Genomic DNA, 18,808 nt, shown 5'->3' with positions numbered 1-18,808 from the left:
TTCAAATTCCGATATTTTCTTCAGGAACAAAAATTCGATGTAACTCATAATCGAATTTGGTAGACGCTGAATGGTTGTAGTTGCGGGCAATGAAGTAATTCCTGATGTTCGAATTCTTCAAGAAAATGCATTCCTATTTTTTCCATCACTCGTCTTGAAGCCTTATTCGCTGAAGAAGCATAGGAGTAAATTTCCTTTAGACCGATCTTTTTGGCGTACTCTAAGCAGGCAGCGGCACCTTCAGAAGCAAGCCCTTGATTCCAGAATTTTTTGTCAAATTTCCAGCCTATATCCACACAGGGAGTAAAGCTGGCAGGGAAGTCTTTTCTGTTTAAACCGAGTGTTCCAGCAAATTCATCTGACGGCAAATAATCGACAGCAAAATAGCAAAAACCTACCTTTTCAAATAGTTGATTCATTTGGTCCATTTTGGCCTTGCTTTCTTCTCTGGTCAGCAATTTTTCAAAAAAATGCATGATCTCTGGGTTTGCATTCATAGTTGAAAATGTATCCAAATCAGCATCTTCCCAAGTCCTAAAGCCTAATCTTGCACTGGTAAAAATGTATTTTTTCATCTAGTCCAATTCAGAAAAAAGTGATTTCATATCCAATCTTCTGGTATACATATCAAGGTTTCCATCTTGATCTTTTGGCCATAAATCCTTGGGTCTATCCCAATACAACTCCACTCCGTTTTGGTCTGGATCATCCAGATAAATTGCTTCTGATACGCCATGGTCAGCCGCTCCTGTCAAAGGATATCCATTTTCCAAAATCCGTTTGGTAAGGATTGCCAAATCTTTCCGACGTGGCAAAAGAATAGCAGTATGAAATAGTCCTGGATAATGTTTAGGAGCCGGATGACTTCCTTTACTCTGCCAGGTGTTTAGCCCAATATGATGATGGTATCCTCCAGCTGAAATAAATGCCGCATCTCGGCCGTATTGCATAGTCAATTCAAAGCCCAACAGCCCACAATAAAAATCCAGACTTTTTTCAAGGTCACTGACTTTTAAATGGACATGTCCAATTCGTGTAGCCGAAGGTATTTGATAATTTTTCATGGGCTTAGAAAGACTTACCAGTTTGGTTTGATTCCCGGAGCAAAAGGAAATCTTAGGCTCTTATAATATTCCAAGTCTCCAGTAGGCTTTTCAATGTCGTCTGGGAAAGGCCGATTGGAAAAGGTCTGGAAATAGAGCAGGCAGGCATTTCTCCACCATTCCGCTTCCTGGACTTGAATTGCCAGTAGTTGAGAGGTATGAGAGAACTGCTCTTCATCTACTAGTCCATGTAAAGAATCCCATTGTTGCTTCATTTCTCGGGCAGTTTTGACTCCCAAATCGTAATGCAGCCCTATTTCATCCCATAAGGTTCTTCCTGATCTAAGTTTAAAATCCCAAGGCAAATGATGAAACCATAGCAAAAACTTTTCAGGGATCTGGTTTGGATCAGACCAATTGTATGCAATTTCTGAAGCATATTGACCCAATGCATTGCTGCCGGATTCTGTTCGGTCAAAACCGATACCTTCCGAATCTGCCCTGTGATAGTACACCGAAGTCCAGTCTGCTCTTCCTCCTTCCACCCAGGGACCTGGACCATAGTGATGACTTCTTCCCATCAAATGATGCAGCCCCAATGGAGTCATGTAATTGACAGCGGCTTCATGGGATTGAAGCATGATGGTGGAGATTTTTCTTTGTGTTTCTGGATTCTGACCAAAGGTTAAATTGATCCATTCTTCGGCTATTTCAGCGGAATTTTGATAAGGATCCCAGGCCAATTTTCCAAAGGCATACCAGTTGGCTTGACCAAACAAATGCCCTGTCCAATTTCTGTCTGTACCGATATTGGAGACGCCCGCCATCAAGGTGAGTTCCTTATCGGTGGCAGAACCGTCAATGATTTCTGCAACCGTGGAATTGGGAGAAGGCCTATAAGTTTTGCTTTGCAAAATTTCCTCCCACATTGGGCTCAAATAAACCAGTTGGGTAGCCTGTCCTAAGTATTCTTGAGTAATTTGAAATTCCATCCCTAGATTGGTCTCTTCTACTGCTCCGAATAAAGGATGGAAAGGTTCTCTAGGCTGAAAATCAATAGCTCCATTTTTCACTTGGATGATGACATTATCCATGAATTTCCCATCCAAGGGTTCGAATTCTAAATTGGCCTGCTTATGCCGGTCTTCGTCGATTTCATGAGAATAAACGAAAGCTCTCCAAATCACAATTCCTCCATGAGGTGCTAGTGCCTCTGCCAGCATATTGGCTCCCTCTGCATGGTTTCTGCCGTATTCATGAGGGCCAGGCTGACCTTCCGAATTAGCCTTAACCAAAAAACCACCAAAGTCTGGGATTTCTTTGTAGATCAGGTCTACCCGTTCTTTCCAGAATTTTTTGACTTCTGTATCAAGCGGATCGGCTGTTTCCAAATTCCCCATTTCCATAGGGGCTGAAAATCTTGCCGTAAGAAAAACTTGAATGCCATAGGGACGAAACAAATCAGCCAATACCTTGACTTTTTCTATAAAATCTTCTCTCAATACCCAAGCATTCGCATTGACATTGGTCAAGGAAACTGCATTTATCCCCAGACTTGCATTTGCTCTTGCATAGTCAATATAGCGAGGATCAATATAGCCTGGTAAGCGATGCCAGTCCCAAATTGAAAATCCGGCATAGCCTCTCTCTACTGTTCTGTCCAAATTATCCCAATGATTCAACATCCGAAGTTTGATTTTTGGGCTGTCAGACTTTTCTGAATTAGAGTCAAAGGTTCCTGTTTGAATACTTCTCAGGAAATCAAATACCCCATACAAAACACCTTTTGGAGTATTTCCAATGATTGCATAAAGTGATTCTCCTTCTTGATTAAGAGGACCTCTCCAATAACCTTCTTCTCCCAAGGCTTTGATCTTCGCCTGATGATCAAGACCTAAATATTGAGAAAGTTCGGAGCGGGTTCCAATCCATAATCGAGCGTTTTGATTTAGCTTTTTGAATTCAGGGTTTTGATTTAAAAAACCTTTAGAGGCTAACTCCAGCTCCTTTTGAATCACCTCATAGGTAGAGTTTTTTCCAAAAAAATAAATCCCTTCAAAGAGCTTTTCGGCTTCTTCTGCTAAGTTGGGGTTTTCAATACTTTGATAGTCCAGCCAAAGTTTGTATCCATCTTTGGCAAAACTGGGACTTATAAGAAGGCAGAATAAAACGATTAGTACAATTCGGTTTTTCATAGGTTTATTGTTTCGGTTTGGAAAATGCAAAAAATTGGCAGGATTTGCTATGGGTTTTTGGAGGAACGGCTTGGGTTTTTTAGATAGCTTTCTGTGACATTTGCTGTCATCAATAGGAGAATTAGTTTTTGACTTTTCTATCTTAGAAGTCCGATTTTTAAAGTATGGATACCTCTAACAAACCATTTATCATATACAAATCCTCAGCGGGTTCCGGCAAGACTTACACCTTGACTCTTGAGTATTTAAAGCTAGCCCTTCAGGAGCCCAAAGTAGCTTTTAAACAGATTTTGGCGGTCACCTTCACCAACAAGGCCACTCAGGAGATGAAGGAGCGGATTTTGAAAGTTCTGAATCAATTGAGTCATGAAGTAAATCCAACAGGTGATTTAGAAAAAGCTCTGATGGGTTCTCTGGGTTTAAAGCCAGCAGAACTTCAAGCTAGAGCGAGGGAAACACTACTTCACATTTTGCATGGCTATGGATATTTCGCCGTGAGTACGATTGATTCATTTTTCCAGAGAGTGATTCGCTCTTTTGCCAGAGAAATGGACTTACAGGCCAAGTTTGATCTAGAACTGGATGTCGATGCAGTTTTGGAAAGATTGGTTGATCGGATTGTTGAGAAAGTAAATCAGGACAAAAACCTGAGAAGCTGGTTGGTGGAATACGCCAAAGAACAGATTGAAAATGAAAAATCATGGGATGTCAGGACTGGAATCAAAAGTCTAGGAAGTGAAATTTTTAAGGAAGGCTTCAAAGCCTATAGACAGCTGTTCCAGCAAAGCGTAGCTAGGGAAGGATTTTTTGGTGAATTCCGAAAACACATCTATCAAGAACAGTCCAAATTAAAAGCTGAGGCAGAATCTATGCGGCTAAAAGCTGAAGAAATCCGACTGGAGAATGGATTGGAGTGGACGGATTTTTCTGGGGGTGGAGGTTCTAATAATTTTGTGATTCGTCTTTCCAAGCTTGGAAAAGAAGGTGAACCATTTACACAACCTACAGAAAAGCAATGGGATAAAATTCATGGGGTTGAAACTTGGTATTCGGGTAAAAACAATCCTAAAGCTTCCTCAATTTGTGGAGCTGCTGATGCGGGATTAAGAGACCTTCTTATAAAATTACCCGAAAAGTTAAAGCATTGGAATACGCTGGAGGTTGTTCGCAAAAATCTAAATGCCTTTGGTGTTTTTAAGGACTTGATTCTTGAGCTTCGAGAGCTTAAAGATGAAGAAGGTATTCTCTTGATTTCTGATGTGAATGACTTTTTACAGGAAATCACCAAGGATAATGATGCGCCATTTATCTATGAAAAAATCGGGAATCAGTACAGAAACTTCCTGATTGACGAGTTTCAGGATACTTCTGAATTCCAATGGACAAGTTTCAAGCCATTACTCGAAAACTCTTTGGCTTCAGGGAATACCAACTTGCTGGTTGGCGATGTAAAGCAGTCCATATATCGCTGGCGAGGAGGGAAGTTGGAGTTGTTGCTTAAAGAGGTGCAAAATCAAATCCCTAGTTCCTATATCGAAGTAATGAACCTGGCTACCAATTTCCGAAGTCTTCCCGGTATCATTCGGTTTAACAATTCTGTTTTTGGGGCTCTTCCTGCATTGATGGAGGATGGGATGGAAAGAGAATTTGGCATTGATTCGAAATCCCTGCTTTCCGATGCCTTTAAGGAGGCTAAGCAAGAAATTCCAGAGAAGAAATTGCAAATGGATTTTCAAGGGAAAATTCGGATTGAATTCACAGAAAAACCAGCGAGATCAAGCTATCAATCCGACAATGAGGAAGAAGAGGATGAAGAAGGTGTTTTGGACAAACTCCCTCAGGTAGTAATGGATTTGCAGGAAAAGGGCTATCAATTGAAAGATATCGCTTTTCTGGTTCGAAAAAATTCCCAAGGTGTTGAGATAGCAGACCATTTAATGGCCTATGATAGGGATAATCCAGATTCCGGTTATCGCTTTGATGTACTTTCCGAGGAATCCCTCTTTTTGGATAAATCCGCTGCGGTAAAATGCTTGTTGGCACTTTGGAAATATCTGAGTAATCCAGCTGATCGGGTGGCGCTGAAAACAGCTTGGTATTATTATGCTTTGCTGCACGACATTCCATTTTCTCATGAGCTTTTTCATAAGTTCAAGCAAGTGCCTGAGCTCAAATCCAAGGATGAAGAACTTCTATCCAAGCTGAATGAATTTCTCCAGTTACCTTTATTGGAATTGATGGAGGAAAGTATTGAGTTTTTGGGCTTAATGGAGATTCAAGCCGATCTAGCTTATATATCAGGTTTCAAAGAGGCGGTTTTTGATTTTGTGAAAAAGAACCGAGCGGACTTGGTTGGATTTCTTGATTGGTGGGAATTAAACAGTAAAAAGCGAACAGTCAAGATTCCAGAAGATCATGATGCCATGCGGATTTTGACGATTCATAAATCCAAAGGACTTCAATACAAGGTGGTAATTATGCCTTTTTTGGATTGGGGTATCGTTTCCTCTGGACTTCAAGCTCCCATTATCTGGTCTCCTTTTAAGTTTGACGCGAGTGAAACTATCGTCCCTTTAACTCATGGAAGCACTTTAAAGGGGTCTCATTTTTCCAAAGCCTATGAAGATGAGGTCAGACTGGCCTATTTGGATTCTCTGAATATGCTCTATGTGGCTTTTACGAGGGCTGAAGAAGTTATTTGGGGATATGCTAATTTTACAAATAGCAAAACATCTGGTGTCAGCCAAAAGTCTACAGGAAATATACTTTACACCCTATTTTCGGCTGGGTTCGAAATTCCTGAATTCACTTTAAATCAAAATTGGGATGCAGAAAACTTGGTATTTGAAGCAGGAGAATGGATTTCTTCAAAGCTTGGAAAGGAGCAGCATACTTTTGTGCCAAAGCCACTGAGATGGGAAACTCAGGATTGGAGAAGCAAACTCAAAACCAAAACCATTGCATGGGATTTTTCGGGAGATGGGCTACAAGCTCGCGCACAAAGAAAATTAGGCGTAATCGTTCATGAACTTTTGGCTGCTTCCCAAACCCAACAAGATGCCGAGTTACTTCTTCAACAATACACTTTTGAGGGGAGAATTAACCATGATACCGCCCAAGAAGTTGGCGATCAATTGAAAAAATTATTCGAAATACCTCAGTTTCAAAGTTGGTTCGGCGGGGAATATCTCACGATGGCAGAACAAGGTATTTTATTGCCTGGAGGCAATCAAAGGAGACCGGATCGAGTCTTGATCGGTGAAAAGGAAGTTCTGGTGGTGGATTTTAAAACCGGTGAGAAATATGCCTCTCATCATCAGCAAGTCAAAGAATATATGGGATTAGTTAATCAGTTGAGTCAAAAACCGGTGAAAGGCTTTTTGTGCTATTTGGAACCCACAGAAATTATTGAAGTATGATTCCATTTTTGAAAGAAACTGCTCAGAAACTTCTGGACTCTTCTCAAAAATTAGAGGAGTTGGTAGTGGTATTGCCAAACCGAAGAGCGGGATTGTTTTTCACCAAGTATCTGGGAGAATTGATCGATCATCCAGTTTGGATGCCGGAAGTCAAAACGATTGAACAGGTTTTCTATGGCTTGGCCGGAAATACTCCTGCGGATGATTTGACCTTGATTTTTGAGTTGTATGAATTGTATATGCAGATTCAGGAGGAACCGGAGGATTTTGATCGATTTTATTTTTGGGGAGAGTTGATTCTCAAAGATTTCAATGACCTGGACCAGTTTATGGCTCCGGCGAAAGTATTGTATCAGAATTTAGCCGAAATCAAAGAGTTTGAATCCGATTTAAGCTTCTTAACAGAGGAGCAGCGTGATTTGATTTCACAGTTTTGGTTGGCTTTTGAAAGGCAAAATGATCAGGAGAAACAAAAGTTTTTAAGATTCTGGCAGATTTTGGGTCGCTTGTATGAGGACTTCCAACATAGATTGAAAACTGCTGGTTTAGCCTATTCAGGCCAATTATATCGACAGGTTGTAGAAAATTTAGAAGCAATCGAGAAGCCTAAAAAGCATTATATATTCATTGGTTTTAATGCATTTACGCTCGCTGAAGAAAGGCTGATCGGTCATTACGTCAAAGAATTTGGAGCAGAAATATTTTGGGATTTGGATCAATATTATTTGAAGGATCCACTTCAGGAAGCCGGATTGTTTTTTAGGGATTATCAGAAAGACTCCATTTTTGGAAAGACATTTCCGGAAGAAATCCCAGATCGAATTCGGCTTAAAAAAGACAGCATTCATGTTCACTCCATCCCTTTGAAAACCAATCAGGCGAATTTAGTTGGGAAGCTTTTGGAAGAAATTCCGACAGGGGAGGCCTTGGAAGAAACGGTGATTATTTTACCGGATGAGCAGATGCTCTTTCCGGTTCTTCACACTTTGCCCCTTCAGATCGACAAGCTGAATGTTACCATGGGTTATCCTGTGCGAAATGCTCCAGTTTATGCTTTTTTAGATGCGGTTTTGGACTTGCAACGCTATGTCAAGATTCGGGAAGGAGTGGCAACTTTTTACCATAAACCGGTTACGGATTTGCTTTCATTTCCTTATTTATTGAAAGAAGATCCAGATCATTTTCAAGCTTTACTGGAGAAAATCAAAGGAGAAAACCTTTTAGAGATACCTGAGAACCTTTTGATAGGGCAATCCAAATTGTCACAATTGGTTTTCCAACAAGTTGATCCATCAGAAATCTTTGACTATTTGGGAAATTTGATGGAGCACTTGGCCATGGAGCTTCAGGATGATGAGGTGCAACGATCTTATTTATTCCAGGCTTTCAAGCAGCTTAATCGAATTAAGGAGATTTTTCAGGGAAATCAATCAAAACCTTTGAAGATTGATTTTGTGCTGAAACTGTTTCGGCAGATTTTCAGAGAACTCAAGCTCCCATTTGAAGGGGAGCCATTGCAGGGATTACAGATGATGGGGGTGTTGGAATCCAGAAACTTGGACTTCCGAAGGGTAATTATATGCGATCTGAATGAAGGGAGCTTCCCTCCAGGAGGCGGGATCAATTCCATGATTCCTTTTAATCTACGACGAGCTTTTGGGCTTCCAGTTCAGGAGCAGAATGACGCTATTTATGCCTATACTTTTTACAGGCTTTTGCATAGGGCAGAGGAGGTTCATTTTATTTATACTACCGCAGCGGACCAAGGAAAAGCCGGCGAAATGAGCCGTTTTCTCCAACAAATGCAAGCTGAAATGGGAGTTGCCGGACCTGAGATTGCAATGGTTCCGGTGGGCTTGACCCCACCTAAGAAAATTGAGGTGCAGAAGACCCCCGAAGTATTAAATGACATGAAGGCTTTTTTGGCCAAAGATCATCCGGATGACAAGAATCGGCCACTTTCGGCTTCTGCTTTGAACATGTATTTGGATTGTCGGTTGAAATTTTACTTCCGCTATGGGGCAGGCTTAAAAGAGCGAGAAGAGGTTGTTACTGAGATTGATCCTTCAACATTTGGGACGATTTTGCACAGTGCAGTAGAGACAATTTATGGTTTGGATGAATCCAAATCTCCCAGAAAAATTGATCCCCATGAAATCAATCGATTGCTTCCTCAGGTTTCCAAGGCAGTTGATCAGGCTATTCGGAATTTTTATAAAGTAGAGGATGGGAAGCCCATGGAGTATTCAGGGCAACTAGAGATAGCTCGAGAGATTTTTATCAAGTACCTAGAAGCAATTCTCAAATACGATCAGGAAAATGGTGAGTTCACGATTTTGGGAGTGGAAAAGAATGTGCCAGCAAGTATTCCTGTAGAAACTAAAGATGGGATTGTGAATTTTGCACTTCAGGGAGTGATAGACCGAGTTGATTTCAAAGATGGGGTAGTTCGGTTAATTGATTATAAAACTGGAAAAGACGACAAGAAGGTTTTATCAATTGCCTCCTTATTTGATAGAGATGAGAAAAAGCGAAATAAGGCAGCCATGCAGACTTTATTGTACGCCTATTTCTATCAATTCGAGCATCCTGAAAATCAAAAACCATTGAAGCCGGGAATTTTCAATATTCGGGAAATCTATAATCCAAAGTTCAATCCTTTCCTTCAGATGGATGGAAAAGAAATCCATGATTATAAAGAAGTGGAAGAGGAGTTTGTATCAGGGTTAACGGGTATGCTTGGTGAAATCCTAAATCCAGATATTCCATTTTCACAAACTGAAGATGAAGACAAATGTAAGTACTGTGCTTATAAGGAGATTTGTGGGAGGTGAGGGAATTGGCTTACAACTAAAATGAGGATGTGCCCCAGTTGTGATACGAAATAATTTTTTCCTCTTCGGGTTTCCTGCGTGTAAAGTACAATTCGTGCATTTCTGGACTTAAAGTGATTGTGAATTCATCATTCTTATTCAAATCAAACCATTTCCAATATCCAAGTGGTTATTCATCCGATTTTGGCCACTACATATCATAAATTTATATTTTAAATGATCTGAGAACCGACTTAAGAACAAGAAGAAAAATTGAAATAACTAAGTTTTTTAAACTCCAAGTACTTGAAAAAGTGTTGCGTTATTTTATTTTAAAGATGAGTGGGCTGTTTTGAGGAGTTGATTATAAACCTTACCGCTCGAATATCTAAAGTGCCGTTAATGCTCATATTAATTGTATACACACGTAATTTGCGGGTATCTTTAAATTATTGTCCGTGAAATATTCTTGCATCCAAATTGTGTGCTTGCCAAAAATCCTTTTTCACTCTCAGGAAAGAGAAGATTAAATGGCTGATTCAAGCAAATGAGAATCGTTGACTGAGTGTTGTTTTCCCAACTCCTTTTGTGTAAAACGAACATTCATTTTCAAACAATAATGCGAGAAATATGGTAACAAGGTTTGAAACTTGCATTCAATTGCGATCGAAAGGAATCGATCAACATGAATAAATCCAATCAAATGAATAAAATACCAATTTTATTATTCCTTACTTTCTTTGCTTTTGCAGCTCCATCAATGAGTCAAACGTTGGTTGAAAATAACAAGCGTCCGAATAAACTCAGAGTGTTTATAGATGGCTGTGAACGATGGGATGGAGGCTGCGATATGGACTTTATCAGAACGGAAATTACCGCAGTTGACTTTTACCTGGATAATGAATCGGCGGATGTATTTGTGCTGATTAACAATAACAGATCTGGTGGGGGTGGAAGACAATATCAACTTATATTCATAGGTCAACAAAATATACATGCGGGTAGAACAGACACCCTTTATGTAAATAACAAACAGACGGATACAGACTTTGAAGTGCGGGAAAAACTTACTCGCTTTATCAAGTTAGGTCTCGCTCCGTATGTTGCGAAAACCCTAGCTGGAGAGGGGATCGAAATCGACATGAAGACTGGGGCGAGCATTGTGGAAGATGTGGTACAGGAAACCGTTGATCCTTGGAATTATTGGGTTTTTAATTTTGGTACTGATGCGAACATTGAAATTGAGGAACTGAGCAGGGATATCAATGTCGGTGGAGAAATCAATGTGAACCGTATTACGGATGAATGGAAAATTAATTTTTCGGGTAGAATAGATGAAAGATTGAGAAGAACAATTCAAAAAGAACCAAGAGTGGATGAAAATGGCAATCCTGTTCTTGATGAAAATGGTAACCAGATTATTGATGAAGTTCAGAATAGTTTTGATGTTTCAGAATTTGGCTTTGGTCACCAGCTAGTGAAGTCTATTACACCCCAATGGTCATATGGATACGATATAGAAGGTCTTCAGAATACCCGCTTTAATTATCAGTTTCAGACCAGATTTAGACCAGCAGTAGAGTACAATTTTTTTCCGGAATCAGAGCAGAATTCCAGATTTCTGAGAGTGAATTATGGGGTTGAAGTCCGGAATAATAGATATGTCGAAGAAACGATTAGCGGTGTGACTGAAGAAACCAGAGTTCTCCATAGTTTGAGAGCTAGTCTAGGGCTAAATCAGCGTTGGGGTAACTTGGAAGTGGGGTATAGACTGAGAAATTATCTGGATGATTTTAGCTCTTGGACCACAGGTTTGAATGTGAGTGCAGAAGTCCGAGTCACAGGTAATTTTTCAATCTTCATGCGAGTAGAAGGTAACTACGTACAGGATCAGATTTATCTGGCAGCAGGGGATTTCACTGAGCAGGATATTTTGAGCGGAAGAGTAACCCTTCCTTCTGCATATACCATCGATTCCAGATTTGGATTGAATTACCGATTTGGGTCGAATCTCAACAACTTCGTGAATCGAAGATTTTTTGGAAGAGCCAATTTTGTTGGAAATGATTGATAAATCCTTCCAAGGACCAAAGTATTCCAAGAAATAATAATTGCGAAATAGTATCCGAATTGGGTTTACACTGACCAAGTAGGACTTTTACCTACTCAAATTTTTGCTAAAACCGAGGATGTGCAGAAATGTACATTTTCTGTGTATAAGCAGATTTGTTTTAGGTAAGGGTAGTTACGGTCAGGCTAGGAACCGTGGAAAAAAGCGACATGATTTCAAGCTATTGATGTGGGTGGAATTTTATTTTTCAGCTGCTATCATTCTATAATCCGTTTTGGATTTATGTCCACTTTTTTTGTCTTCGAAAGAATAGCTGAATTTCATGTCCATCAATCTTGTAAGTTGTTTTTCAAAGTCGATTGCCTCATTTAGAGATAGAACTTTGTTTCCCGTATCTTGGATACAAACAACTATTAAACTCCCGTTTTTCATCAGGGAAGTAATTTTCTTAATCAATTCGATTTCCTTGCCCTTGTCTTTTTTGGTGAAATGAAACATACTATCGAGAAGGATAATATCAAATCCCACAAATTGATTAAAAGAATAAATATCACCGACTTTTCCGATCAAATTTAGATTTTCAGATTGAGCGATTCGGTTCATTTGGTCAATTCCAACCTTTGATTGGTCAATTCCTATTACAGAATATCCAATTCGAGCCAAAGCAATCGCATCTCTACCTTGCCCACAACCTAAGTCAAGTACTTTCCCTTTTTTTGGATATGCAGCAAAAAACTCAATCAATTCGGGATATGGATCTCCGAATAAATCTTGAGTCTGATAGTATTTGTCATAGGATGCTGACATTCAGTTTTGTTTATTAAATACAACGATATGGCTATGAGTAGTTACGCGGGTTAGCACTTAACTTTGCAAACACACAACAAACTGAATATCCGCCAGGATTTTCAGAAGTAGGTTAGAACCTGTCAGCATTCCTTCGGCACGCAAATCGACAGGCAGGCATGCAATTATCTGTAGCCATTGTTGACAAATTGTTATTTTTCATTTATCCAATTAATAAAATCCTTTGTGACCTTATCAAACCTATCGATTTCTTCTCCGCTCTCAAGTTTTTCTACAAAGCCATGGTCATAGTTTGGGAATTGACGAAAAGTCAGATTCTTTTTACGGTGTCTTATAAATTCAATCGGAATTATATAAGAGTTTTCTACAGCAACATTCTCGTCTTTAGTTCCTATTGCTAGATAAATAGGGATCTCAAGTTTTAAAAGATTTTCAATAGGTGGTTCTGAAAAGCTTACATAGCTTAAATAACTATTTCCATCCCACATTCTATCTGGACTAGGGTTTTCAAACATCTTTTCAAATTGAGTTAAAAGCGAATCAATTCGTCTAGTAGCTTCTATTTCAGTTATTTTACCAGAAATTGCATCTTTCCGAGCAAACATAATGAACTCCATTAGCTGTGGAAGTCCACCTCCAGCCCAAAAACCAATTTTGGTAATATCTTTATTAATCGTGGCTAATTTGGCAGTAACATCTGTTCCTTGTGATGTTCCAACAACCACAATTTCTCTTGGCTTAAAAATATTCTTTTGAACATACTTAATAACTTGATTAACTCTTTCGACACGAAAATCTAAAGTGTTTTTTTTCCAAAAGTCCTTGGGTATTTTAAAGTCTTCCTTATCGCTAAAAGGGAATCCATGTTTAGAAATAACCACATAAGCATAGTCCTCTGGAATTAAACTGTAATTAAAAGGGTCTTGTGTTACACAGCAAGGATTCGTTTCAATCCAGAGAGGTGCTGGATAAGATCCATCAACGTGAATAAAAAGATGCTCTTTTTTTACTTTTTTAGGATTATAGATGTAGAAATTAATAGTATCATTTTCATTCTCAATCGTATACTCCTCGAAGCCTTTATCAGATGGGTTTAATTGAGCAAAACTTATTGTCGTTATAAAAAAGAATACTGTAAATAGATAATTTTTCATTTAGTTAAAAGTATTTGCCAAAATACGTTTTATCTACCTTTTGTTGATCTAATCATCTCAAAATGGGTGTTAAATATACATTTGTCATTTTTAACTCTCTAAGTCAAAGGTTTCAACAAGGACTCCAATAATGAAACTCAATCAATTTCCCATTTTTAAAAAGAAAGAAAAATCCATCGTCAGCATTGGTAAATCGGCCTCCAAGGCTATATAAACCCTCCTCATCCCGTCCGTAGATTTGAATGGGTTCGGCCTTCTTTTCCATAAAATTCTCGACTTCATTCTGAGCGCTTTTCCCGCTGAATTCAATCTCCTGAAAATAGGTCCATTTGATTTCACCTTCTGGGTCGAAAACTACCAATTCTGGGATATAACCCTCCTCAGTATTTCCTATCCAAGTGACTTGATCATAGATCAGCTGGTAATAAATTTTTCCCTGTTCTTCATTGGAATGGAACCCGCATTCGTAATTAGTATCCGATCTTTGAATAGGTCCATATTTATCAAAAATACTTTTGAGCCCTTGTTGCCGAAAAGCTAAGCCATCCACATAGATGTATTCTGCAAAGAAAGTCTTTTCTACAGGGAACAAAAGGAAAGTCAAAGGAAGTAGAAAAGAAAGAAATGATTTGATCATCAATTCTCCAGCTCTACGATCACTTCTATCTCCACGGCAATATTGTTGGGTAAAGCTGCAACACCCACCGCTGAGCGGGCATGTTTTCCTTTTTCTCCAAAGACTTCTACCATCAGGTCTGAAAAGCCATTGATCACAGCAGGATGTCCAGTGAAATCAGGGGCGGAATTGACCATTCCCAATACTTTGACAAACTGTTTGATACGACTCAAATCTCCTGTGGCAGCTTTCAAAACTGCGATAATTTCTAATCCTGTTTCCCGTGCTGCTTGATATCCTTGTTCAGGAGTCAGGTCATCACCTACTTTTCCAAAGACATCCGGACCGTTTCCTGAAAGGTAGAGCATATTGCCAACCTGCCTCCATTTGACATAATTTGCCATGGGCTGACTTACCTCGGGAATTTCTAACCCTAATTCTTGAATTCGTTGCTCAGGACTTTGAGCTTGGGCAAACTGAAAAATAGAAAAAGACAGGAAACATAAAATCAGATATTTTTTCATTGGATTATTGGTTGATCAAACCTAATCTAGCAGAAATTTTCCAAATCAACTACCAAAGCAAGGAAAGCATGTCACAAATCTGTATTCTCCCATTTCGGCCTGAACTTCAACCTTTTTTTGAATCCATCAACAAGGAATGGGTAGAGGAGCTCTTTTCCTTGGAAGAATTCGACAAGATGCAACTAGAAAATCCCGAAGAGACCATCATTGATAAGGGAGGAGCCATTCTTTTTGCAGAAATGGATGGGGAAATAGTCGGAACGGTTGGACTTTCTAAAGTCAAGGATAAGACCTATGAACTGATAAAAATGGGTGTTCGAAAATCCGCCCAAGGGAAAGGAATTGGTATGATCTTGGGAAAGGCAATCTTAGAAAAAGCTTGGGATATGGGGGCTGAAAAAGTAGAGCTGTATTCTCATTCCAAACTGGGGCCTGCTATCAAAATTTATCAAAAATTAGGGTTTGAAGCTGAGAAGCCTGAAGAGGGGAAATATGCTCGATGTAATGTGAAAATGTTTCTAAAAAACCCAAAATCCCCGGCTTAACTGATAATTATCAGGTTCTCCGTTGATATCCCTCAAGGGAATTTTCTAAAGTATTTTGGACCTTGGTATAAACCAAAACGGAGAATACCATGAAGACCATCGTTGTTCCCTTTGACTTTTCATTCTACTCCTTAGAAGCATTGAAGACAGCCCAAAAAATCCAGGCTAAAACCGATGCTAAAATTCTTTTGGCAACTGTGATCCCATCTGAGATTGATTTTGAAAAGCTTTCTGAAGAAGCTCAAAAAAGGTATCCGGATCTGATCGAGCAAAAGGAGGAGGCAGAAGAAGTCCTTCCGGAATACATTCAAAAAGTAGCACCAGCCAAAGCCCCGATTGAACAAATTGTAAAAATAGGTGTGCCGTATGAGCAAATCTTGCGAGTGGCACAAGCAAATCAGGCTGATATGATCGTAATGGGGGCTTATGGGAAAGGGTTCGAAGAAGGAAAATTCATTGGTTCTAATCTCCAAAAAATGTTGAGGCTTGCCCCGATGCCTGTTTTGGCAGTCAAAAAAGCCATGGACGGGAATGATTTCAGGAAAATTGCTTTTGCGTCTACCTTCCATGAAGATGCGCCAAAGGCTTTTGCTGAAATCAAATCTCTTGTAAAAGCTTTTAAGGCTTCAGTCCATCAGCTTTTCATTAATACTCCTGAAAAATTTGCTTCATCGAAGGAGATCAAAGAGGGTATGGACTTGTTCCAATCAGGCAACGAAGAAATCGTTTTTCATCAGCATACTTACAGTGCCCGAGAAGTTGAAAAGGGAATTGTAGCATTTTGTGATGAAGAACGGATTCACTTGGTAGTTTTGGTTTCAGGAGACCACGCTGGAAGCCCAGCTTATCAAATTGGTGTTACTGAGACTGTTTTGTACCAAGGAGATTTAGGAGTCCTTAGCCTGAAGGTTTGACTGTAAAGTTGAGACTTCGGTTGGGTCAAGCACGACATTAATTGGGTGCCGCCAGTGTAATACAGCGGCACCCAAGTTATATAAGCCCCTTGAAAACTCCTTGGCTACATTGGAAAGGGTTGAAAAGGGGATGTCTGTTTTATGATTTTTGGCCTGCTCAAATAATCCTTCAATCATTCGGTCTGCCTCTTCTTCATTTCGAAGCATCCAATCTGGAAGGGTAATTTTTTCCACCTGATTTTCGACTAAATTATCGATTTGCTGAATTTGATCTTTTGTTTTTTGCTGGAGTTTTTCCAGAAAATCCTTTGGTAAATTTCTACTTGATAGCAGGATTTCTTTGATGTTGTGGGCGATATCTTTAAAATCTTTCGCAGCAAAAATCATCAATCGCACAGACAGCATTAGAGAAATCAGTTTTTTGGCCTCCTCTTCTTTGATACTGCTTTTTTGAAGTTTAAGATGATAGGCGGTAATTTCGTCTTCTATATTTTTCAGTTCCCTATAATGGGTAATATAATCCAAAGGCTGATGTAAAATCTGATCGAAAAAACCCCTAGGTTTTTCGGGCCTTGGATTCAAATCCATCGTCAAAAAGATGAATGCTTTTGTCTTGGCATACAAAATCAACAGCTCTTTTTCTAAAGCTTGTATAGCTGCTTCAGGTACTTCTATTCCTACATTTTGAATATAGCGTGTATGTGGCTCTTGTGTCCGCACAAACCTTTCCCTAAGCCAATGTGTGATAGGCTTTAAAAAGGGATAGAAAAGTACAATACCAAAGAAATTTAAGACTGTGTTAAATAGGGCTAAATCGAATAATGGATCTTGTCCAAAATCCATTTGATTGATCCAATTGACGATAAAGGGAACAAAAAAGAATACGATTAGCCCTGTGACCACATTGAATAAAAAATGCAATAAAGCCAATCTTTTCTTGTCTGGGCTTCCTCCGATGGCTCCCAATGTTACAGTAATGGTTGTGCCGATATTAGCTCCTATGGCAGCTGCAGCAGCTTGGTCTAAGGCCAATATTCCGGAGTTTATGGCACTTAGTAAAATGACCATCGTAGCTGAACTGGACTGGATTAAGGCCGTGAGTACGAGTCCGATTAATAGGAAAACGATTAATCCAAAATTCGTGAATTGGGCAAAATCAATGGAACCTGAAAGGCTTTCAATAGAGACCTTCATTAGATCCATTCCAAAAAACAAAAACCCAAAACCAACCAGAAAAAGTCCTAGGTTTTTGATAAATATGTTTCTGCCAAGAAGTAAAGATATCATGGCACCTATTCCGATAAAGGGTAGGGAAAAAGAAGAAATGCTGACCTTAAACCCTAATAAAAACACAATCCAGGCCGTTATCGTGGTTCCGAGATTTGCTCCTAAAATCACTCCCAGTGCGTGATTCAGGCTAAGTGCTCCTGCTCCTAAAAATGCCAAAACCATTAAGGTGACTAAGGAGCTGCTTTGTAGAATGGAGGTGATAAGGGTTCCGGTAAGTATCCCCTTTAGAGGGTGGTTGGTAAATTTTTTTAAAAGTTGACGGAAAGATCTTCCCGTAAGCTCTCGAAGCCCTAATTCCATTTGGTTCATTCCAAAAAGGAATATCCCTAAGCCGGCAAGAAATTCCCAAAAGTTTAAATTCACTTCTGCTGGGTTTTTAAGGTGATTCCAGCTGAATTGGTGTACAGCGGTATATCCAAATTACAAAAAACCTTTCTGAAATTTTCAGCCGCGAGGGAATTTACCAGAATCTGAATCGCTTTTCGTAGATACGATTTCTAAATATCCAGTTTTGAAAAATGTCTTGAGACCAGTGAATCTCCAATCCTACATTGACCGTCATATACCCATCAAATCGGTGTCTCAACCCTGAACCCCTTCTGACTCTGCCATTATTTCGAAGAATTTTGTCGATGTCTGGCATACCATTATCATCTAGAAAATCAGGGTTTCGAATAGCTAATCGAAGTCTATCAGGGTTTTTCCCAGAAACATAATCATCAACCAAATCCAAGTAAAACTCGCTTACATTATAAGCTGATATATCATCCATGTAATCAGTCAAAGTAAAGCGGTAGTTTCCTTCGAATTTCAAATCCATATAAACATTCAACTTGTACTTGAATCCCAGCCCCATGGGAAAAACCATGATGTATCTATTGTAGGGATTATTTTCCAATTGATAGGGTCGAAGATCCACCCATTCCCCATCCAGTTGGGCTTGAGGGTTATTAGTGGACATTCCAAGACCAAAGAAAATGTAAGGGTTCCAAAGTGGACGATGGATATTAGGAACTTTGACAGGATGCCAGTAATATTCGATGATTCCTGTCAGTTCTAGATTTCTAGCTCTGAAATGAAGGTTTCTTGGTGTACGATAGGCTCTAGGATCAGAGGGAGGGTCTTGCCCAGACATTTTGATATAGGAGAATTCTCCTCTTGCTCGAAGATGTGTGCCAAAGGTGTAATTAAATGCAAAATTCGCATTCCAATCAGGTTGCACACCTTCATTATATTTCCAAAAGGAATAAAGTTCACCGAAATACTGGGTGGGTCCAATACTGGCAGAAATAGACCATGGCTCTTCGAAACGATAGCGGTAAAAACTTTGCGTAGATCCTAAAAACGCAAAACCAAAAGAAAAGAATAAAAGTAATACTAGCTTTCTCATTATCAGGCTCATAGAGAGCCAATTGGT

Annotated in this window: 14 protein-coding genes; 5 read left to right on the top strand and 9 right to left on the bottom strand. The window is 39.4% G+C overall.

From position 1 onward, the window contains the following. Positions 1–44 precede the first annotated feature (44 nt). Genes E4S40_RS16385 through E4S40_RS16375 form a run of 3 tightly spaced genes read right to left on the bottom strand, consistent with a single transcriptional unit; the run spans position 45 to position 3,238 of the window. Complete coding sequence (locus tag E4S40_RS16385) at positions 45–575, bottom strand: GNAT family N-acetyltransferase (protein WP_135076781.1); 531 nt, start codon at positions 573–575, stop codon at positions 45–47. After that, entirely contained in the window at positions 576–1,064 is a 489-nt protein-coding gene (locus E4S40_RS16380) for a VOC family protein (protein ID WP_135076778.1), read from the bottom strand. It lies immediately after the preceding gene. 14 nt (positions 1,065–1,078) lie between these two features. Further along, entirely contained in the window at positions 1,079–3,238 is a 2,160-nt protein-coding gene (locus tag E4S40_RS16375) for an alpha-glucuronidase family glycosyl hydrolase (protein WP_135076775.1), read from the bottom strand. A gap of 164 nt (positions 3,239–3,402) precedes the next feature. On the opposite strand from E4S40_RS16375, the gene E4S40_RS16370 reads away from it, so the two are divergent. The 3 genes from E4S40_RS16370 (at position 3,403) to E4S40_RS16360 (ending at position 11,541) form a co-directional block, all read left to right on the top strand. Continuing rightward, a complete protein-coding gene (locus tag E4S40_RS16370) occupies positions 3,403–6,657 on the top strand; it encodes a UvrD-helicase domain-containing protein (protein WP_135076772.1) in 3,255 nt (1,084 codons plus the stop codon). Next, positions 6,654–9,491 (top strand): PD-(D/E)XK nuclease family protein, encoded by a 2,838-nt coding sequence (locus E4S40_RS16365; protein ID WP_135076769.1) that lies wholly within the window; start codon positions 6,654–6,656, stop codon positions 9,489–9,491. The genes E4S40_RS16370 and E4S40_RS16365 overlap by 4 nt, the downstream gene beginning before the upstream one ends. 682 nt (positions 9,492–10,173) lie before the next feature. After that, complete coding sequence (locus E4S40_RS16360) at positions 10,174–11,541, top strand: hypothetical protein (RefSeq protein WP_202615384.1); 1,368 nt, start codon at positions 10,174–10,176, stop codon at positions 11,539–11,541. Positions 11,542–11,781: 240 nt separating this feature from the next. Here the strand turns inward: E4S40_RS16360 and E4S40_RS16355 are convergent, their stop codons facing one another. From E4S40_RS16355 to E4S40_RS16340, 4 genes are all read right to left on the bottom strand, one after another. Beyond that, positions 11,782–12,348, bottom strand: a complete 567-nt coding sequence (locus E4S40_RS16355; RefSeq protein WP_135076766.1) for a class I SAM-dependent methyltransferase — start codon at positions 12,346–12,348, stop codon at positions 11,782–11,784. Positions 12,349–12,539: 191 nt separating this feature from the next. Further along, entirely contained in the window at positions 12,540–13,502 is a 963-nt protein-coding gene (locus E4S40_RS16350) for an alpha/beta hydrolase family protein (RefSeq protein WP_135076763.1), read from the bottom strand. A 112-nt stretch (positions 13,503–13,614) separates the two neighbouring features. Next, positions 13,615–14,139: a hypothetical protein gene (locus E4S40_RS16345; RefSeq protein WP_135076760.1), complete on the bottom strand. Its 525-nt coding sequence runs from the start codon at positions 14,137–14,139 to the stop codon at positions 13,615–13,617. Further along, the gene (locus E4S40_RS16340; RefSeq protein ID WP_135076758.1) at positions 14,139–14,642 is read right to left on the bottom strand and encodes a RidA family protein; all 504 of its coding nucleotides are present in this window, start codon (positions 14,640–14,642) and stop codon (positions 14,139–14,141) included. The genes E4S40_RS16345 and E4S40_RS16340 overlap by 1 nt, the downstream gene beginning before the upstream one ends. A 68-nt stretch (positions 14,643–14,710) precedes the next feature. Between E4S40_RS16340 and E4S40_RS16335 the strand changes: the two genes are divergently transcribed. Both E4S40_RS16335 and E4S40_RS16330 read left to right on the top strand, forming a co-directional pair. After that, on the top strand, positions 14,711–15,187 hold the full coding sequence (locus E4S40_RS16335) for a GNAT family N-acetyltransferase (protein ID WP_135076755.1): 477 nt from the start codon (positions 14,711–14,713) through the stop codon (positions 15,185–15,187). A gap of 89 nt (positions 15,188–15,276) precedes the next feature. Then, positions 15,277–16,101 carry a universal stress protein gene (locus E4S40_RS16330; protein ID WP_135076753.1) on the top strand — a complete coding sequence of 275 codons (825 nt, stop codon included), beginning with the start codon at positions 15,277–15,279 and terminating at the stop codon, positions 16,099–16,101. On the opposite strand, the gene E4S40_RS16325 is transcribed toward E4S40_RS16330, so the two are convergent. Further along, the gene (locus E4S40_RS16325) at positions 16,075–17,754 is read right to left on the bottom strand and encodes a Na/Pi cotransporter family protein (RefSeq protein ID WP_135076751.1); all 1,680 of its coding nucleotides are present in this window, start codon (positions 17,752–17,754) and stop codon (positions 16,075–16,077) included. The genes E4S40_RS16330 and E4S40_RS16325 overlap by 27 nt on opposite strands. A 97-nt stretch (positions 17,755–17,851) precedes the next feature. Beyond that, positions 17,852–18,793, bottom strand: a complete 942-nt coding sequence (locus E4S40_RS16320) for a hypothetical protein (RefSeq protein WP_449353871.1) — start codon at positions 18,791–18,793, stop codon at positions 17,852–17,854. Positions 18,794–18,808 lie beyond the last annotated feature (15 nt).

It is taken from the genome of Algoriphagus kandeliae (genome assembly GCF_004571135.1).
Taxonomy (GTDB): Bacteria; Bacteroidota; Bacteroidia; order Cytophagales; family Cyclobacteriaceae; genus Algoriphagus; species Algoriphagus kandeliae.
This window is presented reverse-complemented; position numbering and strand designations above follow the sequence as displayed.

What these genes read in the sequence shown, in the direction of transcription:
- E4S40_RS16345 (WP_135076760.1), bottom strand. Translation starts at nt 14,139, where the DNA reads ATGATCAAATCATTTCTTTCTTTTCTACTTCCTTTGACTTTCCTTTTG.
- E4S40_RS16380 (WP_135076778.1), bottom strand. Translation starts at nt 1,064, where the DNA reads ATGAAAAATTATCAAATACCTTCGGCTACACGAATTGGACATGTCCAT.
- E4S40_RS16360 (WP_202615384.1), top strand. Translation starts at nt 10,174, where the DNA reads ATGAATAAAATACCAATTTTATTATTCCTTACTTTCTTTGCTTTTGCA.
- E4S40_RS16355 (WP_135076766.1), bottom strand. Translation starts at nt 12,348, where the DNA reads ATGTCAGCATCCTATGACAAATACTATCAGACTCAAGATTTATTCGGA.
- E4S40_RS16350 (WP_135076763.1), bottom strand. Translation starts at nt 13,502, where the DNA reads ATGAAAAATTATCTATTTACAGTATTCTTTTTTATAACGACAATAAGT.
- E4S40_RS16340 (WP_135076758.1), bottom strand. Translation starts at nt 14,642, where the DNA reads ATGAAAAAATATCTGATTTTATGTTTCCTGTCTTTTTCTATTTTTCAG.
- E4S40_RS16330 (WP_135076753.1), top strand. Translation starts at nt 15,277, where the DNA reads ATGAAGACCATCGTTGTTCCCTTTGACTTTTCATTCTACTCCTTAGAA.
- E4S40_RS16375 (WP_135076775.1), bottom strand. Translation starts at nt 3,238, where the DNA reads ATGAAAAACCGAATTGTACTAATCGTTTTATTCTGCCTTCTTATAAGT.
- E4S40_RS16385 (WP_135076781.1), bottom strand. Translation starts at nt 575, where the DNA reads ATGAAAAAATACATTTTTACCAGTGCAAGATTAGGCTTTAGGACTTGG.
- E4S40_RS16370 (WP_135076772.1), top strand. Translation starts at nt 3,403, where the DNA reads ATGGATACCTCTAACAAACCATTTATCATATACAAATCCTCAGCGGGT.
- E4S40_RS16365 (WP_135076769.1), top strand. Translation starts at nt 6,654, where the DNA reads ATGATTCCATTTTTGAAAGAAACTGCTCAGAAACTTCTGGACTCTTCT.
- E4S40_RS16320 (WP_449353871.1), bottom strand. Translation starts at nt 18,793, where the DNA reads ATGAGCCTGATAATGAGAAAGCTAGTATTACTTTTATTCTTTTCTTTT.
- E4S40_RS16335 (WP_135076755.1), top strand. Translation starts at nt 14,711, where the DNA reads ATGTCACAAATCTGTATTCTCCCATTTCGGCCTGAACTTCAACCTTTT.